The organism is Pedobacter chinensis (genome assembly GCF_003339865.1).
Classification (GTDB): Bacteria; Bacteroidota; Bacteroidia; order Sphingobacteriales; family Sphingobacteriaceae; genus Pedobacter; species Pedobacter chinensis.
The window spans coordinates 1-14,763 of the sequence record NZ_QPKV01000013.1 but is presented as its reverse complement, the minus strand read 5'-3'; the positions used below and the strand labels follow the sequence as shown (position 1 = coordinate 14,763).

Annotated in this window: 16 protein-coding genes; 10 read left to right on the top strand and 6 right to left on the bottom strand. The window is 36.9% G+C overall.

The annotated features are described in order from the left end of the window. Window positions 1-50: 50 nt before the first annotated feature. The 3 genes from can to DU508_RS21085 all read right to left on the bottom strand — a co-directional run bounded on the left by can (window position 51) and on the right by DU508_RS21085 (window position 2,821). A complete protein-coding gene (gene can, locus DU508_RS21095; protein ID WP_115404649.1) occupies window positions 51-707 on the bottom strand; it encodes a carbonate dehydratase in 657 nt (218 codons plus the stop codon). 4 nt (window positions 708-711) lie between these two features. Next, complete coding sequence (locus DU508_RS21090; protein ID WP_115404648.1) at window positions 712-2,316, bottom strand: SulP family inorganic anion transporter; 1,605 nt, start codon at window positions 2,314-2,316, stop codon at window positions 712-714. A gap of 160 nt (window positions 2,317-2,476) precedes the next feature. Beyond that, window positions 2,477-2,821 carry a hypothetical protein gene (locus DU508_RS21085; RefSeq protein ID WP_115404647.1) on the bottom strand — a complete coding sequence of 115 codons (345 nt, stop codon included), beginning with the start codon at window positions 2,819-2,821 and terminating at the stop codon, window positions 2,477-2,479. A 297-nt stretch (window positions 2,822-3,118) separates the two neighbouring features. On the opposite strand from DU508_RS21085, the gene DU508_RS21080 reads away from it, so the two are divergent. The 5 genes from DU508_RS21080 (at window position 3,119) to DU508_RS21060 (ending at window position 7,802) form a co-directional block, all read left to right on the top strand. After that, window positions 3,119-4,660 (top strand): acyl-CoA carboxylase subunit beta, encoded by a 1,542-nt coding sequence (locus DU508_RS21080; RefSeq protein WP_115404646.1) that lies wholly within the window; start codon window positions 3,119-3,121, stop codon window positions 4,658-4,660. Between the two features lie 78 nt (window positions 4,661-4,738). Beyond that, on the top strand, window positions 4,739-5,932 hold the full coding sequence (locus DU508_RS21075; protein ID WP_233509691.1) for an MFS transporter: 1,194 nt from the start codon (window positions 4,739-4,741) through the stop codon (window positions 5,930-5,932). After that, on the top strand, window positions 5,910-6,332 hold the full coding sequence (locus tag DU508_RS21070) for a GNAT family N-acetyltransferase (protein WP_115404645.1): 423 nt from the start codon (window positions 5,910-5,912) through the stop codon (window positions 6,330-6,332). The genes DU508_RS21075 and DU508_RS21070 overlap by 23 nt, the downstream gene beginning before the upstream one ends. Window positions 6,333-6,390: 58 nt before the next feature. Continuing rightward, the gene (locus tag DU508_RS21065; RefSeq protein ID WP_115404644.1) at window positions 6,391-7,506 is read left to right on the top strand and encodes a M42 family metallopeptidase; all 1,116 of its coding nucleotides are present in this window, start codon (window positions 6,391-6,393) and stop codon (window positions 7,504-7,506) included. Continuing rightward, window positions 7,506-7,802 (top strand): hypothetical protein, encoded by a 297-nt coding sequence (locus DU508_RS21060; RefSeq protein WP_115404643.1) that lies wholly within the window; start codon window positions 7,506-7,508, stop codon window positions 7,800-7,802. Before DU508_RS21065 ends, DU508_RS21060 begins: the two co-directional genes overlap by 1 nt. Before the next feature lie 300 nt (window positions 7,803-8,102). Here the strand turns inward: DU508_RS21060 and xth are convergent, their stop codons facing one another. Continuing rightward, the gene (gene xth / locus DU508_RS21055; RefSeq protein WP_115404642.1) at window positions 8,103-8,879 is read right to left on the bottom strand and encodes an exodeoxyribonuclease III; all 777 of its coding nucleotides are present in this window, start codon (window positions 8,877-8,879) and stop codon (window positions 8,103-8,105) included. Window positions 8,880-9,085: 206 nt separating this feature from the next. On the opposite strand from xth, the gene DU508_RS21050 reads away from it, so the two are divergent. The 4 genes from DU508_RS21050 to DU508_RS21035 all read left to right on the top strand — a co-directional run bounded on the left by DU508_RS21050 (window position 9,086) and on the right by DU508_RS21035 (window position 11,982). Then, window positions 9,086-9,541, top strand: coding sequence for a sigma-70 RNA polymerase sigma factor region 4 domain-containing protein (locus tag DU508_RS21050; RefSeq protein ID WP_115404641.1), 456 nt, complete (start codon window positions 9,086-9,088; stop codon window positions 9,539-9,541). After that, the gene (locus tag DU508_RS21045) at window positions 9,531-10,025 is read left to right on the top strand and encodes a hypothetical protein (RefSeq protein WP_115404640.1); all 495 of its coding nucleotides are present in this window, start codon (window positions 9,531-9,533) and stop codon (window positions 10,023-10,025) included. The genes DU508_RS21050 and DU508_RS21045 overlap by 11 nt, the downstream gene beginning before the upstream one ends. A 92-nt stretch (window positions 10,026-10,117) precedes the next feature. Next, window positions 10,118-10,699, top strand: coding sequence for a DUF1543 domain-containing protein (locus DU508_RS21040; protein WP_115404639.1), 582 nt, complete (start codon window positions 10,118-10,120; stop codon window positions 10,697-10,699). A 695-nt stretch (window positions 10,700-11,394) separates the two neighbouring features. After that, window positions 11,395-11,982, top strand: coding sequence for a DUF4142 domain-containing protein (locus DU508_RS21035; RefSeq protein WP_115404638.1), 588 nt, complete (start codon window positions 11,395-11,397; stop codon window positions 11,980-11,982). Between the two features lie 53 nt (window positions 11,983-12,035). On the opposite strand, the gene DU508_RS21030 is transcribed toward DU508_RS21035, so the two are convergent. After that, entirely contained in the window at window positions 12,036-13,754 is a 1,719-nt protein-coding gene (locus tag DU508_RS21030; RefSeq protein ID WP_115404637.1) for an FAD/NAD(P)-binding protein, read from the bottom strand. Window positions 13,755-13,880: 126 nt separating this feature from the next. Further along, entirely contained in the window at window positions 13,881-14,288 is a 408-nt protein-coding gene (locus tag DU508_RS21025; protein WP_115404636.1) for a LytR/AlgR family response regulator transcription factor, read from the bottom strand. A 149-nt stretch (window positions 14,289-14,437) separates the two neighbouring features. Between DU508_RS21025 and DU508_RS21020 the strand changes: the two genes are divergently transcribed. Continuing rightward, entirely contained in the window at window positions 14,438-14,671 is a 234-nt protein-coding gene (locus DU508_RS21020; protein ID WP_115404736.1) for a DUF1810 family protein, read from the top strand. Window positions 14,672-14,763 lie beyond the last annotated feature (92 nt).

Here is a 14,763-nt window from a genome sequence, read left to right as displayed (position 1 = left end):
TAATGTCGGGGCTTCCTAACAAACTAAAAATTACATCTATGGGATGTAGATTAACTTACTTTAAACACAGGAGTAACATCATCAAGGCTCGAACTGGTTACTTTCAAATCTTTGATAATCCCTGTTTTTAAACTATAAACCCAGGCATGTACAGATAATTCCTGACCATTAGACCAGGCATTTTGTACAATTGAGGTGTTCATAATATTTGCAGCGCCTTCAATGGCGTTTAATTCAACTAATCGATCGAACTTTTGTTCAGCATCTTTAATGGTTTCCATTTCCCGGTCGTGCGTGCGGTACACATCACGAATATTTCTTAACCAGTTATCAATAATACCAACTTGTTTATTTCCTAAAGCGGCTTTAACGCCGCCGCAGCCATAATGACCGCAAACAATTACATGTTTTACTTTTAATACGTTTACTGAATAATCCAAAACCGAAAGCATGTTCATATCGGTATGAACAACTACGTTTGCAATATTTCTATGTACGAAAACATCGCCAGGTTTGGTATTCGTAATTTGGTTTGCAGGAACACGGCTATCCGAACAGCCAATCCACAATACAGGTGGATTTTGCCCTTCAGAAAGTTTATCGAAAAAGGTTGGATCTGAATCTTGCATATCCTTTACCCAATCTCTGTTTCCCTGCAATAATGTTTCGTATGATATATCTTTTGTTTCTATTGTTTTTGCGCACATAAAATTATTTGTTAATGTCTTCTACCACTTTGTTCGTTAATTTTGGTACAGTATAATGCTTCTGTACATTTTCTAAGGTTACAATAATGCCTTTTGTATAAGCATTATGTTTGTAATTAAAAATAGTCTCCAATACGTCAGGGTCTATATACCTGGCATTTGAACCATCAATAATTACATTTGTTTCTTTTGGAATATTCGTTAAAACCACTTGTATCGCTGCTTTATTTAAGAAAGAAACCTCTTCTGCCAATTTAATTCTGATATTCTTTTTATCACCTTCATTAGTAATTCTGTAGAAGTATGGATTACGCATGTTGGTACGTAAAAGATAGAAAATAGAAACCAGCATCCCAATTGCAACACCCTTTAATAAATCGGTAAATAATACCGCAACAACAGTGACTACAAAAGGTACGAATTGATCCCAACCTTTATGATACATGTGTTTAAATAAGCTGATTCGTGTTAACTTATAACCTGTTACCAACAGAATGGCCGCTAAACAGGAAAGCGGAATCATATTAATGAATTGCGGAATAAATAACAGTGATAATAACAACCAAACGCCATGAAATATAGCTGACATTTTAGTTCTACCACCAGCATTTACATTTGCCGAACTTCTAACAATTACCGAGGTCATGGGTAAACCACCAACCATACCACTTGTGATATTACCCAAACCTTGTGCAATCAACTCTTTGTTTGTTGGTGTTACCCTTTTAATTGGGTCAATTTTATCTACAGCTTCTATACTCAATAATGTTTCCAAACTGGCTACAACAGCTATAGTTAAAGCAACAATGTAAACATTTTTATTTGCCAGCTGAGAAAAATCGGGTGTGGTAAATAAGCCTAAAAATTCGCCAAAACCACCTACAACAGGGATTTTAACCATTTGATCGGCTCTTAAGGCGCTTTCTGTACCGGCAAACACCATGCTACCGACTACACCAATAATCACAACAATAAGTGGTGCAGGTACAATAGCCAGCTTTTTAAATCTAGGCCAAAATATTAAAATTGCGATTGATAAGACACTTATAATTACTGCAGCTAAACTAAAATGGCTTAGTGCAGCCGTAATTGCAGAAAAAGTATTCTCATGATCTTGCTGAAAGAATCCCTCATCACCACTAAAATCGGTATCAACACCTAATGCATGTGGCAGTTGTTTTAAAATTAAAATCAAACCAATCGCTGCAAGCATTCCCTCAATCACACTTGATGGAAAATAATTACCGATAGTTCCTGCTTTAACAAAACCTAAAATCAATTGAAAAACCCCTGCTAACACCACGGCAAGCAAAAAGGTTGGATAACTACCTAATGATGTTATGGCTCCTAAAACAATAACTGTCAACCCGGCTGCCGGCCCACTAACACTTAACTGTGAGCCGCTAAAGGAAGCGACAACTATTCCGCCTATGATACCAGTGATTAATCCGGCGAATAAGGGGGCACCTGAGGCTAGTGCAATGCCTAAACAAAGTGGCAAGGCCACTAAAAAAACTACAATACTTGCGGGAAGATCTTTCTTTAAATTCTTTTTAAGAAAATATTTCTTCACGTCCGAACCTGAAAAGGCCGGGTTAAACTTTTGCATAACGATATAATTATCTAGTAAATTTTAACGAATAAATCGCGGGGAATGCTTCAATACAATCATGCAACAACGTGTGTTTAACACTGGAATTAAACCAGAATTTTAAACAAGTCAGTATGTGTTGATGTACAGAATGAAGGGACTACCCCAAATGAAAAAACTAAATAAAGTTAGGTGGTGGTGTTGGAACCGTAGGATGATATGGATCTACATATCGCTTAAAATGCTCGATAAAACTGCTCTTCAGAAAGAAATGACTGGAAGAGAATTCATAAGAAAAGATTGGATGATTTAGCTCGAACAGCTTAAAATCGGTAAATTTCACTGTGTCTTTGGCGGAGTCTTTTCCGCCATCATGCTCTAACTCAATTTGCATGATTACAGCGTTCATGATTTCCTTATCAATGCCTTTACAAAAAACCGGCGCACCAGAAATTGCCATCTTCGCAGAGAAGATGAACATAAATGCAGCAACGATTATATATTTGTATTTTCTTAAAAACATTGATAAAACCCTAATCTTATTCTAATGTAACTTTACAAAAATAAACGGATAATTGGTTTTTCAATGCTTTAGGCTGTAAAAAAATTGTAATATAAGTGTTAAAAGCATGAATCGAAAGTTAAATTAACTGATTTTCAAATAGTTTTTAGAGGTAAATTCCTTTCGGAACGAAATTTTTGGCCGCGCCTACTCATCTTTCTCTCCGCAGGCCTATCCTGTTCATACCTCATACAAACTTCGCCTGTTACTTGTATTACCGCCAGTAATTTTTAATTTTAAATTCTCATAACATCAGCAATGGATAAAAAAATAGCTTTACTTCAAGATAAAATACATCAGGCGAATCTTGGTGGCGGACAAGCCCGTATTGATAGCCAGCATAAAAAAGGAAAACTTACTGCTCGTGAGCGTATTCATTTCCTAATGGACGAAGGAAGTTTTGAAGAAATTGGCATGTTTGTTTCGCACCGAAGCACAGATTTTGGAATGGAACGTGAAAAATATTTAGGAGATGGTGTGGTAACCGGTTATGGCACCATTAACGGGCGTTTAACTTATGTCTTTTCGCAAGACTTCACTGTTTTTGGCGGATCGTTATCTGAAACTCACGCAGAAAAAATCTGCAAGTTGATGGATATGGCGATGAAAAATGGAGCGCCTTTAATTGGATTAAACGATAGTGGTGGTGCCCGAATTCAGGAAGGAGTGGTTTCATTAGGTGGCTATGCAGATATTTTTTATAAAAATGTTCAGGCTTCGGGGGTAATACCTCAGTTATCGGCAATTATGGGGCCTTGTGCCGGGGGAGCTGTTTATTCGCCAGCCATTACTGATTTCATTTTAATGGTGGAAAACACTTCTTATATGTTTGTTACAGGACCAAATGTGGTTAAAACAGTAACACATGAAGAAGTAACATCAGAAGAGTTAGGCGGTGCGAATACACATGCCACTAAATCTGGTGTAACTCATTTTGCCTGTGCCAATGAGATTGAAGCGATTGATCATTTGAAAAAATTATTAAGTTACATGCCTCAAAACTGCGAAGAAATCCCCGAACAATTTCCCTATGAATCTGGTGATGAAAGCAGGTTATCATTAAATACTTTTATGCCTCAGAATGCTTCTCAACCTTATGATATTCGCGGGGTTATTTCAGAAGTTGTGGATATTGAAAGCTTTTTGGAAGTGCATGCAGCGTATGCCGAAAATATTGTAGTTGGCTTTGCTCGTTTAGCAGGAAGAAGCATCGGCATTGTTGCCAATCAACCCGCTTATTTGGCAGGCGTTTTAGATAGCAATTCATCAACTAAAGCAGCCCGTTTTGTTCGCTTTTGTGATTGTTTTAATATCCCACTGCTTGTTTTTGAAGATGTTCCGGGTTTTCTTCCAGGCACTGATCAGGAATGGAACGGAATCATTAGCAACGGTGCAAAATTACTTTATGCTTTCAGCGAAGCTACCGTCCCCCGAATTACCGTTATTACCAGAAAAGCTTATGGTGGTGCTTATGATGTGATGAACAGCAAACACATCGGTGCCGATATGAATTACGCCTGGCCAAGCGCTGAAATTGCTGTAATGGGCGCAAAAGGCGCCGCCGAAATCATCTTTAAAAGAGAAATTTCCAAAGCAGAAAATCCTCAGGAAAAATGGCTGGAAAAAGAAAAATTATATTCTGATATTTTCGCCAACCCTTATCGTGCAGCAGAACGTGGATTTATTGATGAGGTTATCGAGCCATCTCAAACAAGAGCAAAGTTGATAAAAGCTTTCAAGATGTTAGAAAATAAGGTAGTTAACAATCCCCGAAAAAAACATGGCAATATACCTTTGTAAGGTTAAGGTTTTAAGGTATGAGTTGCTTACATTCTAATTTCATACCGATGCCTTACACCTTAAACTTCATTACCTAAAATGCAGATTACTTCAAAATTATCCAGGCTAGATATTCTTTTAATGGCCTTTTGTACGGGGCTTATTGTAGCCAATATTTATTATTGCCAACCTCTGGTGATTTTAATTGCGAAAGATTTCAGTTTAACAGAAACTGATGCAGGCAGAATTACCTACATCACTCAAATTGGCTATGCTTTGGGTTTATTCCTGCTTGTTCCGCTCGGCGATATGTTTGAACGTAAAAGGCAAATCCTCGTTATTACCAGCATGGCCATATTGGCTTTGTTAATGGCAGCAGTTTCGCGCTCATTTCTTTTGCTCGAGGTTGCTTCACTTCTTATCGGAGCCTGCTCCATTGTGCCGCAACTCATTTTACCGCTGGCAGCCAATTTGAGTTCTGATGAAAATCGTGGAGCGAATATTGGAATAATCATGAGCGGATTATTGGTGGGTATCCTGGCATCAAGAGCAGTAAGCGGAAGTATCGGTTTCTGGCTGGGTTGGAGAGCCGTTTATTATATGGCGGCCGCAATTTGTGTTCTGCTTATTGGATTGATGGCAAAACGTTTCCCTCAAAGTTTCCCTGCTTTTAAGGGTACATATCAACAACTGATGGGTTCGATGTTTGGCTACATTAAAACTCAACCAGCCTTACGCGAAACCTCACTCATTAATTTTTTGGCTTTTGCTGTCATAAGTGCATTCTGGACAACAATGGTATTGTTTTTAGCGAATCCACCTTTCAACCTCCAAACCCTGCAAATCGGCTTATTTGGAATTGCCGGTGCAGCTGGTGCTTTAGCCGCACCACTTGTTGGAAAATTGAGTGATGGCAATAATCCACGCAAAAACCTCATGATTGGCTTCGTTTTACAGATGATTAGTATTGCTTTATTTTATTTCACTAATAATCATTTATACCTTTTTGTTATTGGAATCGTGCTCATTGATATCGGGCAACAAGCCATTCATGTTACAAACCAAACCAGAATTTATACCTTGATTCCCGAAGCGAGAAACCGGCTCAATACAATCTTTATGTCGGTAAGTTTTATCGGTGCCAGTTGTGGTTCAGCATTAGGGCTATGGTTATGGGATCAGGGAGGATGGGCATTGTTTTGTTACGGCATGACCGGAATCATTATTCTAAATATTTTTATTTACCTATTTTACGGACGAAAAGTTAAGAATGTCTCCTTTAATTCAAATTGAACAAATATTCCCTTCATTAACCTGGCGAATTCGTCACGAAGCGATGTATCCGGAATTACCTTTTGATCATGTAAAGCTTCCTGATGATTTTGATGGAATCCACTTCGGATTGTATGCAGATCATAAACTAACGGGCGTAGTATCCTTATTTCAGAAAGGTGATGTTTATCAATTCAGAAAACTTGCTGTATTGCCCGAAGCTCAAAAATCAGGATATGGATCGCAGTTAATGGAATATATCTTAGATTTTTGTAAAATTCAGAAAGCAACCAGGCTCTGGTGCAATGCCCGGGTAAATGCTAAAGAATTTTATTATAAATTTGGATTCCACGAAACCGAAAAAATCTTTTATAAAGACGGGTACGATTTTGTGGTAATGGAGAAAGAGATTTCAGATTAATTTACGAATCACGATTTCAAAAATCTGAATATCGTAATTCAAAAATCATAAATAAAATATGGCTAAGAAAAAAGAAGACGAGAAGAAAAAACACACACCTGTAGTAACCAAAAAATCGCTGCAGTTTCTTGAAGAATACATTAACAATCCCGCTCCCACTGGTTATGAATGGGAAGGTCAGAAGTTATGGTTAAACTATTTAAAACCATATATCGATGAACATTTTATAGATAATTATGGAACTGCTGTAGGAGTAATCAATCCGAAAGCAGCATATAAAGTTGTAATTGAGGCCCATGCCGATGAAATTTCCTGGTATGTAAATTACATTACGAATGAGGGTCTGATTTACGTAATCCGCAACGGTGGTTCCGATCATCAGATTGCACCATCTAAACGTGTAAATATTCATACTGAAAAAGGAATGATTAAAGCGGTTTTCGGCTGGCCAGCTATCCACACCCGCCACGGAGAAAAAGAACAGGCACCAGAACTGAAAAACATTTTCCTGGATTGTGGCTGTACCTCAAAAGAAGAAGTGGAAAAACTGGGCATTCATGTGGGTTGCGTAATCACTTACGAGGATGAATTTATGGTATTGAACGACCGCTATTATGTTGGCCGTGCTTTAGATAACCGTGTTGGTGGCTTTATGATTGCCGAAGTTGCCCGTTTACTAAAAGAGAACAAGAAAAAACTTCCTTTCGGATTATACATCGTTAATTCGGTACAGGAAGAAATTGGGCTACGCGGGGCAGAAATGATTGCTCAACACATTAAACCAAATGTGGCCATTGTTACCGATGTAACGCATGACACCACTACTCCAATGATTAATAAAAATACTCAAGGCGATTTATCAGCAGGAAAAGGACCTGTGGTTTCATATGCTCCGGCTGTTCAAACCAACCTGAACAAATTATTGATTAAAGCGGCTGAAAAGAACGATATCCCGTTCCAACGTCAGGCATCATCCCGTTCAACAGGTACCGATACCGATGCTTTTGCTTATTCAAACGGAGGAGTTCCATCAGCATTGATTTCGTTACCATTGCGTTATATGCACACCACAGTAGAAATGGTGCATAAAGAAGATGTGGATAATGTAATCAGCTTGATTTATGAAAGCTTGCTGAACATTAAAGACGGACAAGATTTCAGAGAATTTAAATAATGGAGACAGAAAAAATCCCATATCAAAAAATCATCATCCAAACCCTGCTAAAGGTTTTATTGATGATCGCAATTATTTTCACGCTTAACTCGTGGTCAAGCATTAAACAAAGCTTAAGCGGCAATGTTCCACCTTTATCTTACTGGCTCGATCACAGCTTTAAATTGAGTAACATCATTCTTATCCTTGGTTTTGGCGGCTATTTTTATTACAAGGATTTAACCGATCAAAAAGAGTTGATAAATAAGCAAAGGGAACTAAGCGAAAAGCATGAAAAATGGGAACAAGATGAATAAAGTAAAAGAGGCTTAAAGATTAATTCTTTAAGCCTCTTTTACTTGCCTCGCCATGTATGGTGGCTTACCAACCGTTTTCATTCCCAAGATTATGCATTATTTCCCAGGGTTTGCAATATAAAAAGTGGCTAAGATGTTCTTAAATCTTTTTGGCAGTTTATTATTCAACATTCCAAGAGGTTGGTAACTAACTGTGGTAAAATGTATTTGCCAGCTAAAAAACCCAAGAATTCATCTCAAAAAAGCAAGTTTATGATGTAAACAGCCTTTGGAAGTTGCTAATCTTAGTATCCGTTTAGATTACTGTTCGGCAATTTCAATCCATACAGGAGCATGATCGCTGGTTTTTTCCCAACCTCTAACATGTTTATCAACTCCTGCATTTAAAAGCCGGTTTTGAAGTTGCGGGCTTAGCAGAAAATGATCAATACGCAATCCTGCATTTCTGCCATAAGCGTTTCTAAAATAATCCCAAAAAGTGTAAATAACTTCATCAGGATAAAGTTTTCTCATTGCGTCAGTCCAACCCTGGGCAACTAAATTTTTAAATGCCTCACGAACTTCTGGTCTGAACAAGGCATCATCAACCCAACGTTCAGGTTTGTAAACATCCAATTCTGTAGGCATTACATTATAATCACCTGCTAAAACCACAGGCAAATTGTATTCTAAAAGTTTTGCCGCATGAAGTGTTAATCGTTCAAACCAGGCCATTTTATAATCCAGTTTTGGCCCTGGCGCAGGGTTTCCATTTGGTAAATATAAACACCCTATTACAATACCTTTTACCATTGCTTCTATATAACGGCTATGCAAATCTTCGGGATCGCCGGGCAAACCGCGTTTTAGTTCTTTAATTTCATGTCCCCGGGAAAGAATAGCAACACCGTTCCAGCTTTTTTGCCCATGCCAAATAGCCTGGTAGCCAGCATCGAGAATGGCTTGCTCGGGAAATTTTTCTTGAGGAGCCTTAAGTTCCTGAAGGCAAACCACATCGGGTTGTGTTTCTCCGAGCCATTTTAGTAATACAGGTAACCGCCCGTTTACGCCATTTACATTGTAGGTTGCTATTTTCATCTTAAGGATAAATTATATGTTAAAATTAGCGAACAAATTGAGTTTTACAATTGAAAATATATTTAAATTTATAATGCAGTTTATTTTCATTTCGGATATGGAAATTTTTAAAAAGCTTGCAGGGAGATTAATTTTTATTGTTAATTAAACGTATTTTAAAATTTTGATCTTATCTTGCAATTATATTTAATAAGTCCCGTTAATAAATGTCCGAAGTTGTTTTAAACATTCCTCACGGTAGCCGGAAGGATATACGCCTGTTATATGATAAGTATGCAGGAATGCTTTTAGGTTTTATCAGAGGAACGGTTCAGGATCATAAAAGATCGGAAGAATATTTGGTAAAAATTATATCTGCATTTGCATCAGAAACCAAAAGTAGTTCAGCATCCTGGTTAGAATTAAGGCAATATGCACAGCGTAAATTAATCGAGTTAGCACATATAAACCATGAACATAACAATGGGAAGTTAAACAACAACGAACAAGCTAACAACTATTTAAATCTTTTAGATCATGATGAGCGGATTGTTTTCCAGGCGGTTTATTATCAGAAAAAATCTTTATCTCAACTAGCAGATTTACTTAACAGGAATGAAAATACATTACGTGGTCAATTGAAGTCATCAATAGATAAAATCAGGAAAGCTCGTGGAAATTAAAAAATTAATAGATAGCGGCCTAATGGAAACCTATGTAATGGGTATCGCGACCGATGATGAGGTTCAGCAGGTTTTATTACTTAAAAAACAGTATCCTGAATTTGAAGAGGCTTTAACAAAATTAGAATTGGATATGGAAGTGCTGGCTCAAAACATGGCTGTTCCACCACCCCCAGGTATTTTATCAAAAATTGAGAAAGAATTAAGCGAAATCAAACTCCGCGAACAAAGTCTGGAAAAATTGGATGATACCGATAAAGATTCTGAACAAGATCATGTAAAGCAGGACCGGTATATTGAAGTTGAATCAGAATCGAGCCACATACGCATACATAAAGCCTGGCGATGGGTTTTTGCCGCTGTTTTTGTGCTTGGTAAAATTTTTCTGGGCTTTGCAATTTATTTTTATCTGGAGAATCGTCAGGCTCAGGAGCAGATCAAAGAATTAAAAACGGAGATCAATCATATGAAATCGATCAAATAGCATTGTTGATTTTCACTTTTCCCATTTAAGAAATTTATAATTTTCAAAACGATAATATCTTTTGCTGGTTATAGTATTTAAAGCTATAAAATATGGATGAACAGCCTCAGGATAATGAAAATCCGAAATTATATATGTTGTTATTAGGCTCTAAAGCACCTAATCGAAATGTTGAGCAACACGATTATTTTTTTGGAATTGCTACTTCTTTAAGGGATCTGGTTCCGGAAATAAAATCTTTTTGGCCGGAAGCCGGCTCCAGTATTCACATTGACGGATGGCGGGAAGTAAATCAGGTTGATGGTTATCAGATTAAAGTAATACCAAGAACAAGCGATACCTCCGCCTCTCCACATAAATTATTCTTTATCAATCTTGGCGGCTATCAATCAGGAAAACTGGAAGAACAGCATTACATCGTGCTGGGAGTTAAAGATGACAGAGCTTCAGCTATTCAGGATGCTAAGAAAACGGTGTTTTTCAAAACGAATTCAGTTAAAGGAGCGAATTCACATATTGATGAAAAATATGGGATTGACATTGATGACATTTACAGAGTGGAAGATATTCTGAATCCAAAACATAAAGAAAAATACCATATCGAAATAACTCCAAACTCAGAAATTCCTGATGATGAAATTCACTTAGGTTATTTTAAATTAGATAAGATTTAGTGAGTGCTGCTTTTTAAAATTTGTCATTCTGAACGCAGTGAAGACCGCGAAGCAGCTACGAAGTAAATCCCTGACCTACAGGCGTTGTACTTTGGTTTACCGCTGACTTTATTTTTTAAAGGTTGTAGTGCTGTATATTAAAGTTTGTGTTTCATCGCTTGGAGATTCTTCGTACCTCAGAATGACAGTGGTTCAACGGGATTTGTCATTCTGAGGCACGAAGACCGCGAAGCAGCTACGAAGTAAATCCCTAACCTACAGGTATGTACCTTGGTTTTACTGCTGAATTGTTTTGTAAGGGAGTAGTGCCGTTATTAAAGTTTTGTGTTCCATCGCCTGGAGATTCTTCGTACCTCAGAATGACAGTGGTTCAACGGGATTTGTCATTCTGAGGCACGAAGACTGCGAAGCAGCTACGAAGTAAATCCCTAACCTACAGGCATGTACCTTGGTTTACTGCTGACTTTGTTTTTTGAAGGTTGTAGTGCTGTATTAAAGTTTGTGTTCCATCGCCTGCGGATTCTTCGTACCTCAGAATGACAGTGGTTGTCTTAAAACTTAATCACATTAGGTTCCTACCTGTTTGAAGATGACAGACAACAAGCCTGGCCAAAAACATTGCGCCAATGCAATAGCATGACAAAAAAACCTTTCTAAATAAATCGTGTTATTATAATACAACAAAAACCAATAATATGAAAAAGTTAATTTATTTAATGGCCGTTTCAGTATCGGCCCTGGCATTTCAGGCTTGTAGCGGTGGCGATAAAGATGCTAAAGAAAGCGCTGATAGCTTAAACATGAGCAAAGATACGACCACCAATGTAGCAGCAACTGGTGGGATTGCGGTTGATGAAGCAGATGCAAAATTTACTACAAGCGCAGCAGTGGGTGGAATGGCAGAAGTTGAATTGGGCAAGCTTGCACTACAAAAAAGTAATAATGCACAGGTAAAAGAATTTGCAACGATGATGGTTAACGATCATGGTAAGGCAAATACCGAACTAATGGAAATAGCTGCCACTAAAAACATCACTTTACCTACTACTGTTGATGAAGAACATCAGAAAAAAATGGACGACCTGAGCAAAAAATCAGGTAGTGACTTTGATAAAGCATATGTTGATGCTATGGTTGACGGACATAAATCAACATTAAAATTAATGGAAGATGAATCAAAAAATGGTGCAGATGCTGATCTTAAAGCTTTTGCAACTAAAACTGCTCCAATAGTACAAAGTCATTTAACAATGATTAACAGGATTAAAGATGGAATGAAATAAGCAAATTTCATCCTTGAAGAAAAGCCAGAGGTTTACATTAATCTCTGGCTTTTTTATGCCTTAATATTCTTTACTACCTGCCCTGAAGCCGCCTCACAAAAATCGATTCCTGAATAATCGGGGTTATAACCTCCAATGTATGGAACGGCCATAATGTATATCCGATCATTTTCTTTGCCCTTTTTATCCACTACCTGAAATGAATCATTAATGGTTATTCCAGGCACACGCAAATAATATTCGTTCCTGCCGTTTTTTTCAACAAGTTCATTTTTATTTTTCACTTCTTTTTTACCGCATTCCGGGTTTTTGAATTTTAGTTTCGCCGGGCTTACAGTGCCATCTTCAATTAATCCTTTAAAAGGAAAATCTTCAAAAGATAAATGAGGCTGCCCCACACAATCAACAAAAGTTTTATAACTCACCGAAACCTCTTTGCCTGTTTCATCATCATAATGATACATTATTCCACCCTTGGTTTTTGGTTCAATCCAACTTTTTTCACCTACCGAAACAATCTCCAAAACACGGGCATCATAAAGCGCCATTAAATCTCTGCAAGAACTTTGAGGCACAAATGCAATTACGATAGAAATTAATGGCATTAAAACCTTTTGCAGCCTTTGCATATCTTCGGCAGAAAGGTATTTTGCGGGGTAGTTCATTGCAAAACTTAGCACCGCTAAAACTTCTTTCCAGTAAATGGATTCTTTTCTATCGATTGATTTCTCAGCTTCAGCATATTCCTTTTTAAAAAGTTCGAAAGGAGGAATTGCTTCCCTGTATTCCATCATCGCATTGACAAAATCTTCCAGATTCATATCTTTTATGCGTTTGTAGAAATTGGGCTCTTTCTTTTTAAATTGTGCTTTAAAATTTTTCTCAAACACAAAATCAAGAGATAAAAAACCACCATTTTCTTCTATATTCTGATGAATCTGTTTTTTGGTTAGCGTTGCATCTTTACCTAAATGGCTATCTTCCAAATGAAAGCGTATGGCCGGTAAAAGACCATTTCTGGAATGCATTATTATTTTAAAATTGCTGCTTTTAGAATCCAGTTGATATGAAAATTCTCCATCTGGCCCTTCTTTAAAAACGCCATTGTTACGGGCAAGTGTTCTAATGGCATCAACAGCGGTAAGAGATGAACCTTTTAGTGCTATGGGATGATTGAATCTTTTAGCCAGTTTTTTTGGAGGATAAGGAGAATCAAAATAATTTGGGATTTTTCCTTCGTGTTTTTTAGGCCAGTTATGCCCGATGCAAATAATAATTTCATCAAAAAACAACTCGCTCTTATCCTCAATTTCAAGTTTAACCTGCTTGCGCCGCTTAATATCGAAAATATTAGTAACCGCTGTGTTTAAATGAATTTTCGTAGCTATGGATTTTTGCTTTGCAAGCTGCATTAAAAGCTCAAACTGTGCAGAAAGATATGACCCGAAAAATAACCTGGGTAATACTTTGTATTCATTAAATTTTTCAAAATCGATGTTAAATTTTTTCAGAATATTTTTTGGCGCAATTTTAACCCAATCTTCTATAGAATTAAAAATAACGGGTATTTCATTATCAGATACGTTGGTAATGTGCTCTTTATTTGCACCTTCAGAACTGTAAGGCATGCCGGAACCCAAAAACCCTTTGCGTTCAAAAATTTCGATTTCCAAATTTTTTAAACCAGATTCAATAAGTCTTTTATACATAAAAAGCCCACTCGGACCACCGCCAAGTATTGCAATTCTCTTTTTTGTTGTCTTTTTGCTCATTTGCAGAAATCAAAATCAATAGGTGTAGTAAATAAAGTCGATTTAATAAATGGAATAACTCCATTCACAAACCTTCATTACAATTCAAAAAAATGAAAATTGTTTTACGGGAAATCAACTATTTACTTAGCGGGATTGTGAAAATCCTCTTTGCCTACTTTCTTTTTGCAACACGTCGTGAATAGTAGCTGAAAGTTTTGAAAACCCAATCGGTTTAACCAGAAATTTATCGCCTTCAACACCAAATGCGTCTAAAGCATATTCTTCATACGAGGTTACAAAAATTAAAAACCGAACTTTATCACGTAATATTTTTGCAACATCCAAACCTGAAATATCCATTCTGATATCCAGAAAAAGGAAATCAATATTATCCTGCTCAAAAATTTCTGAAAGCGCCTTTGCCGGATCAGAATAGGTTTGAGCGACATAAAGGTCTGGCATTTTATTAATAAAGTTTGCCAATATATCTATGCTGAGTTGATCATCATCTATAATGACACATTTATAAGGAGGATTATTTGAGAAGTTCATCTAGTTTTTTCGCTATTGAAAGCAAATGATAAGCCAAATGTTTTTAAAATGTTGTATTTTTTTAACTACGCCCTTACGCCATGATGATCTTAAATATACTGCAAACCTTATTGAATACAGATAGTTATATAACTATACTTTTTAAAAACATGGAAGCTTTACAAAGATTTATCGATGCACAGGAAAACAGTTATAACCATGCATTATCAGAAATAAGGCAAGGAAAAAAAACCAGTCATTGGATGTGGTATATTTTTCCTCAGATAAAAGGCCTGGGGAAAAGTGACACTGCTAAATATTATGCTATAAACAGTAAAAATGAAGCTGAACAATATTTAAATCATCCTCGGCTTTGTAAAATAAACTGTGTCAATCTAAAATAATGCTTCTCAAAAAAATCAATTCAAATCTAATATCATTCTATCAGGAAACCAAATGGCAAGTTTTTGAGCAGTTGTAGCCCAATTGCTCAGCG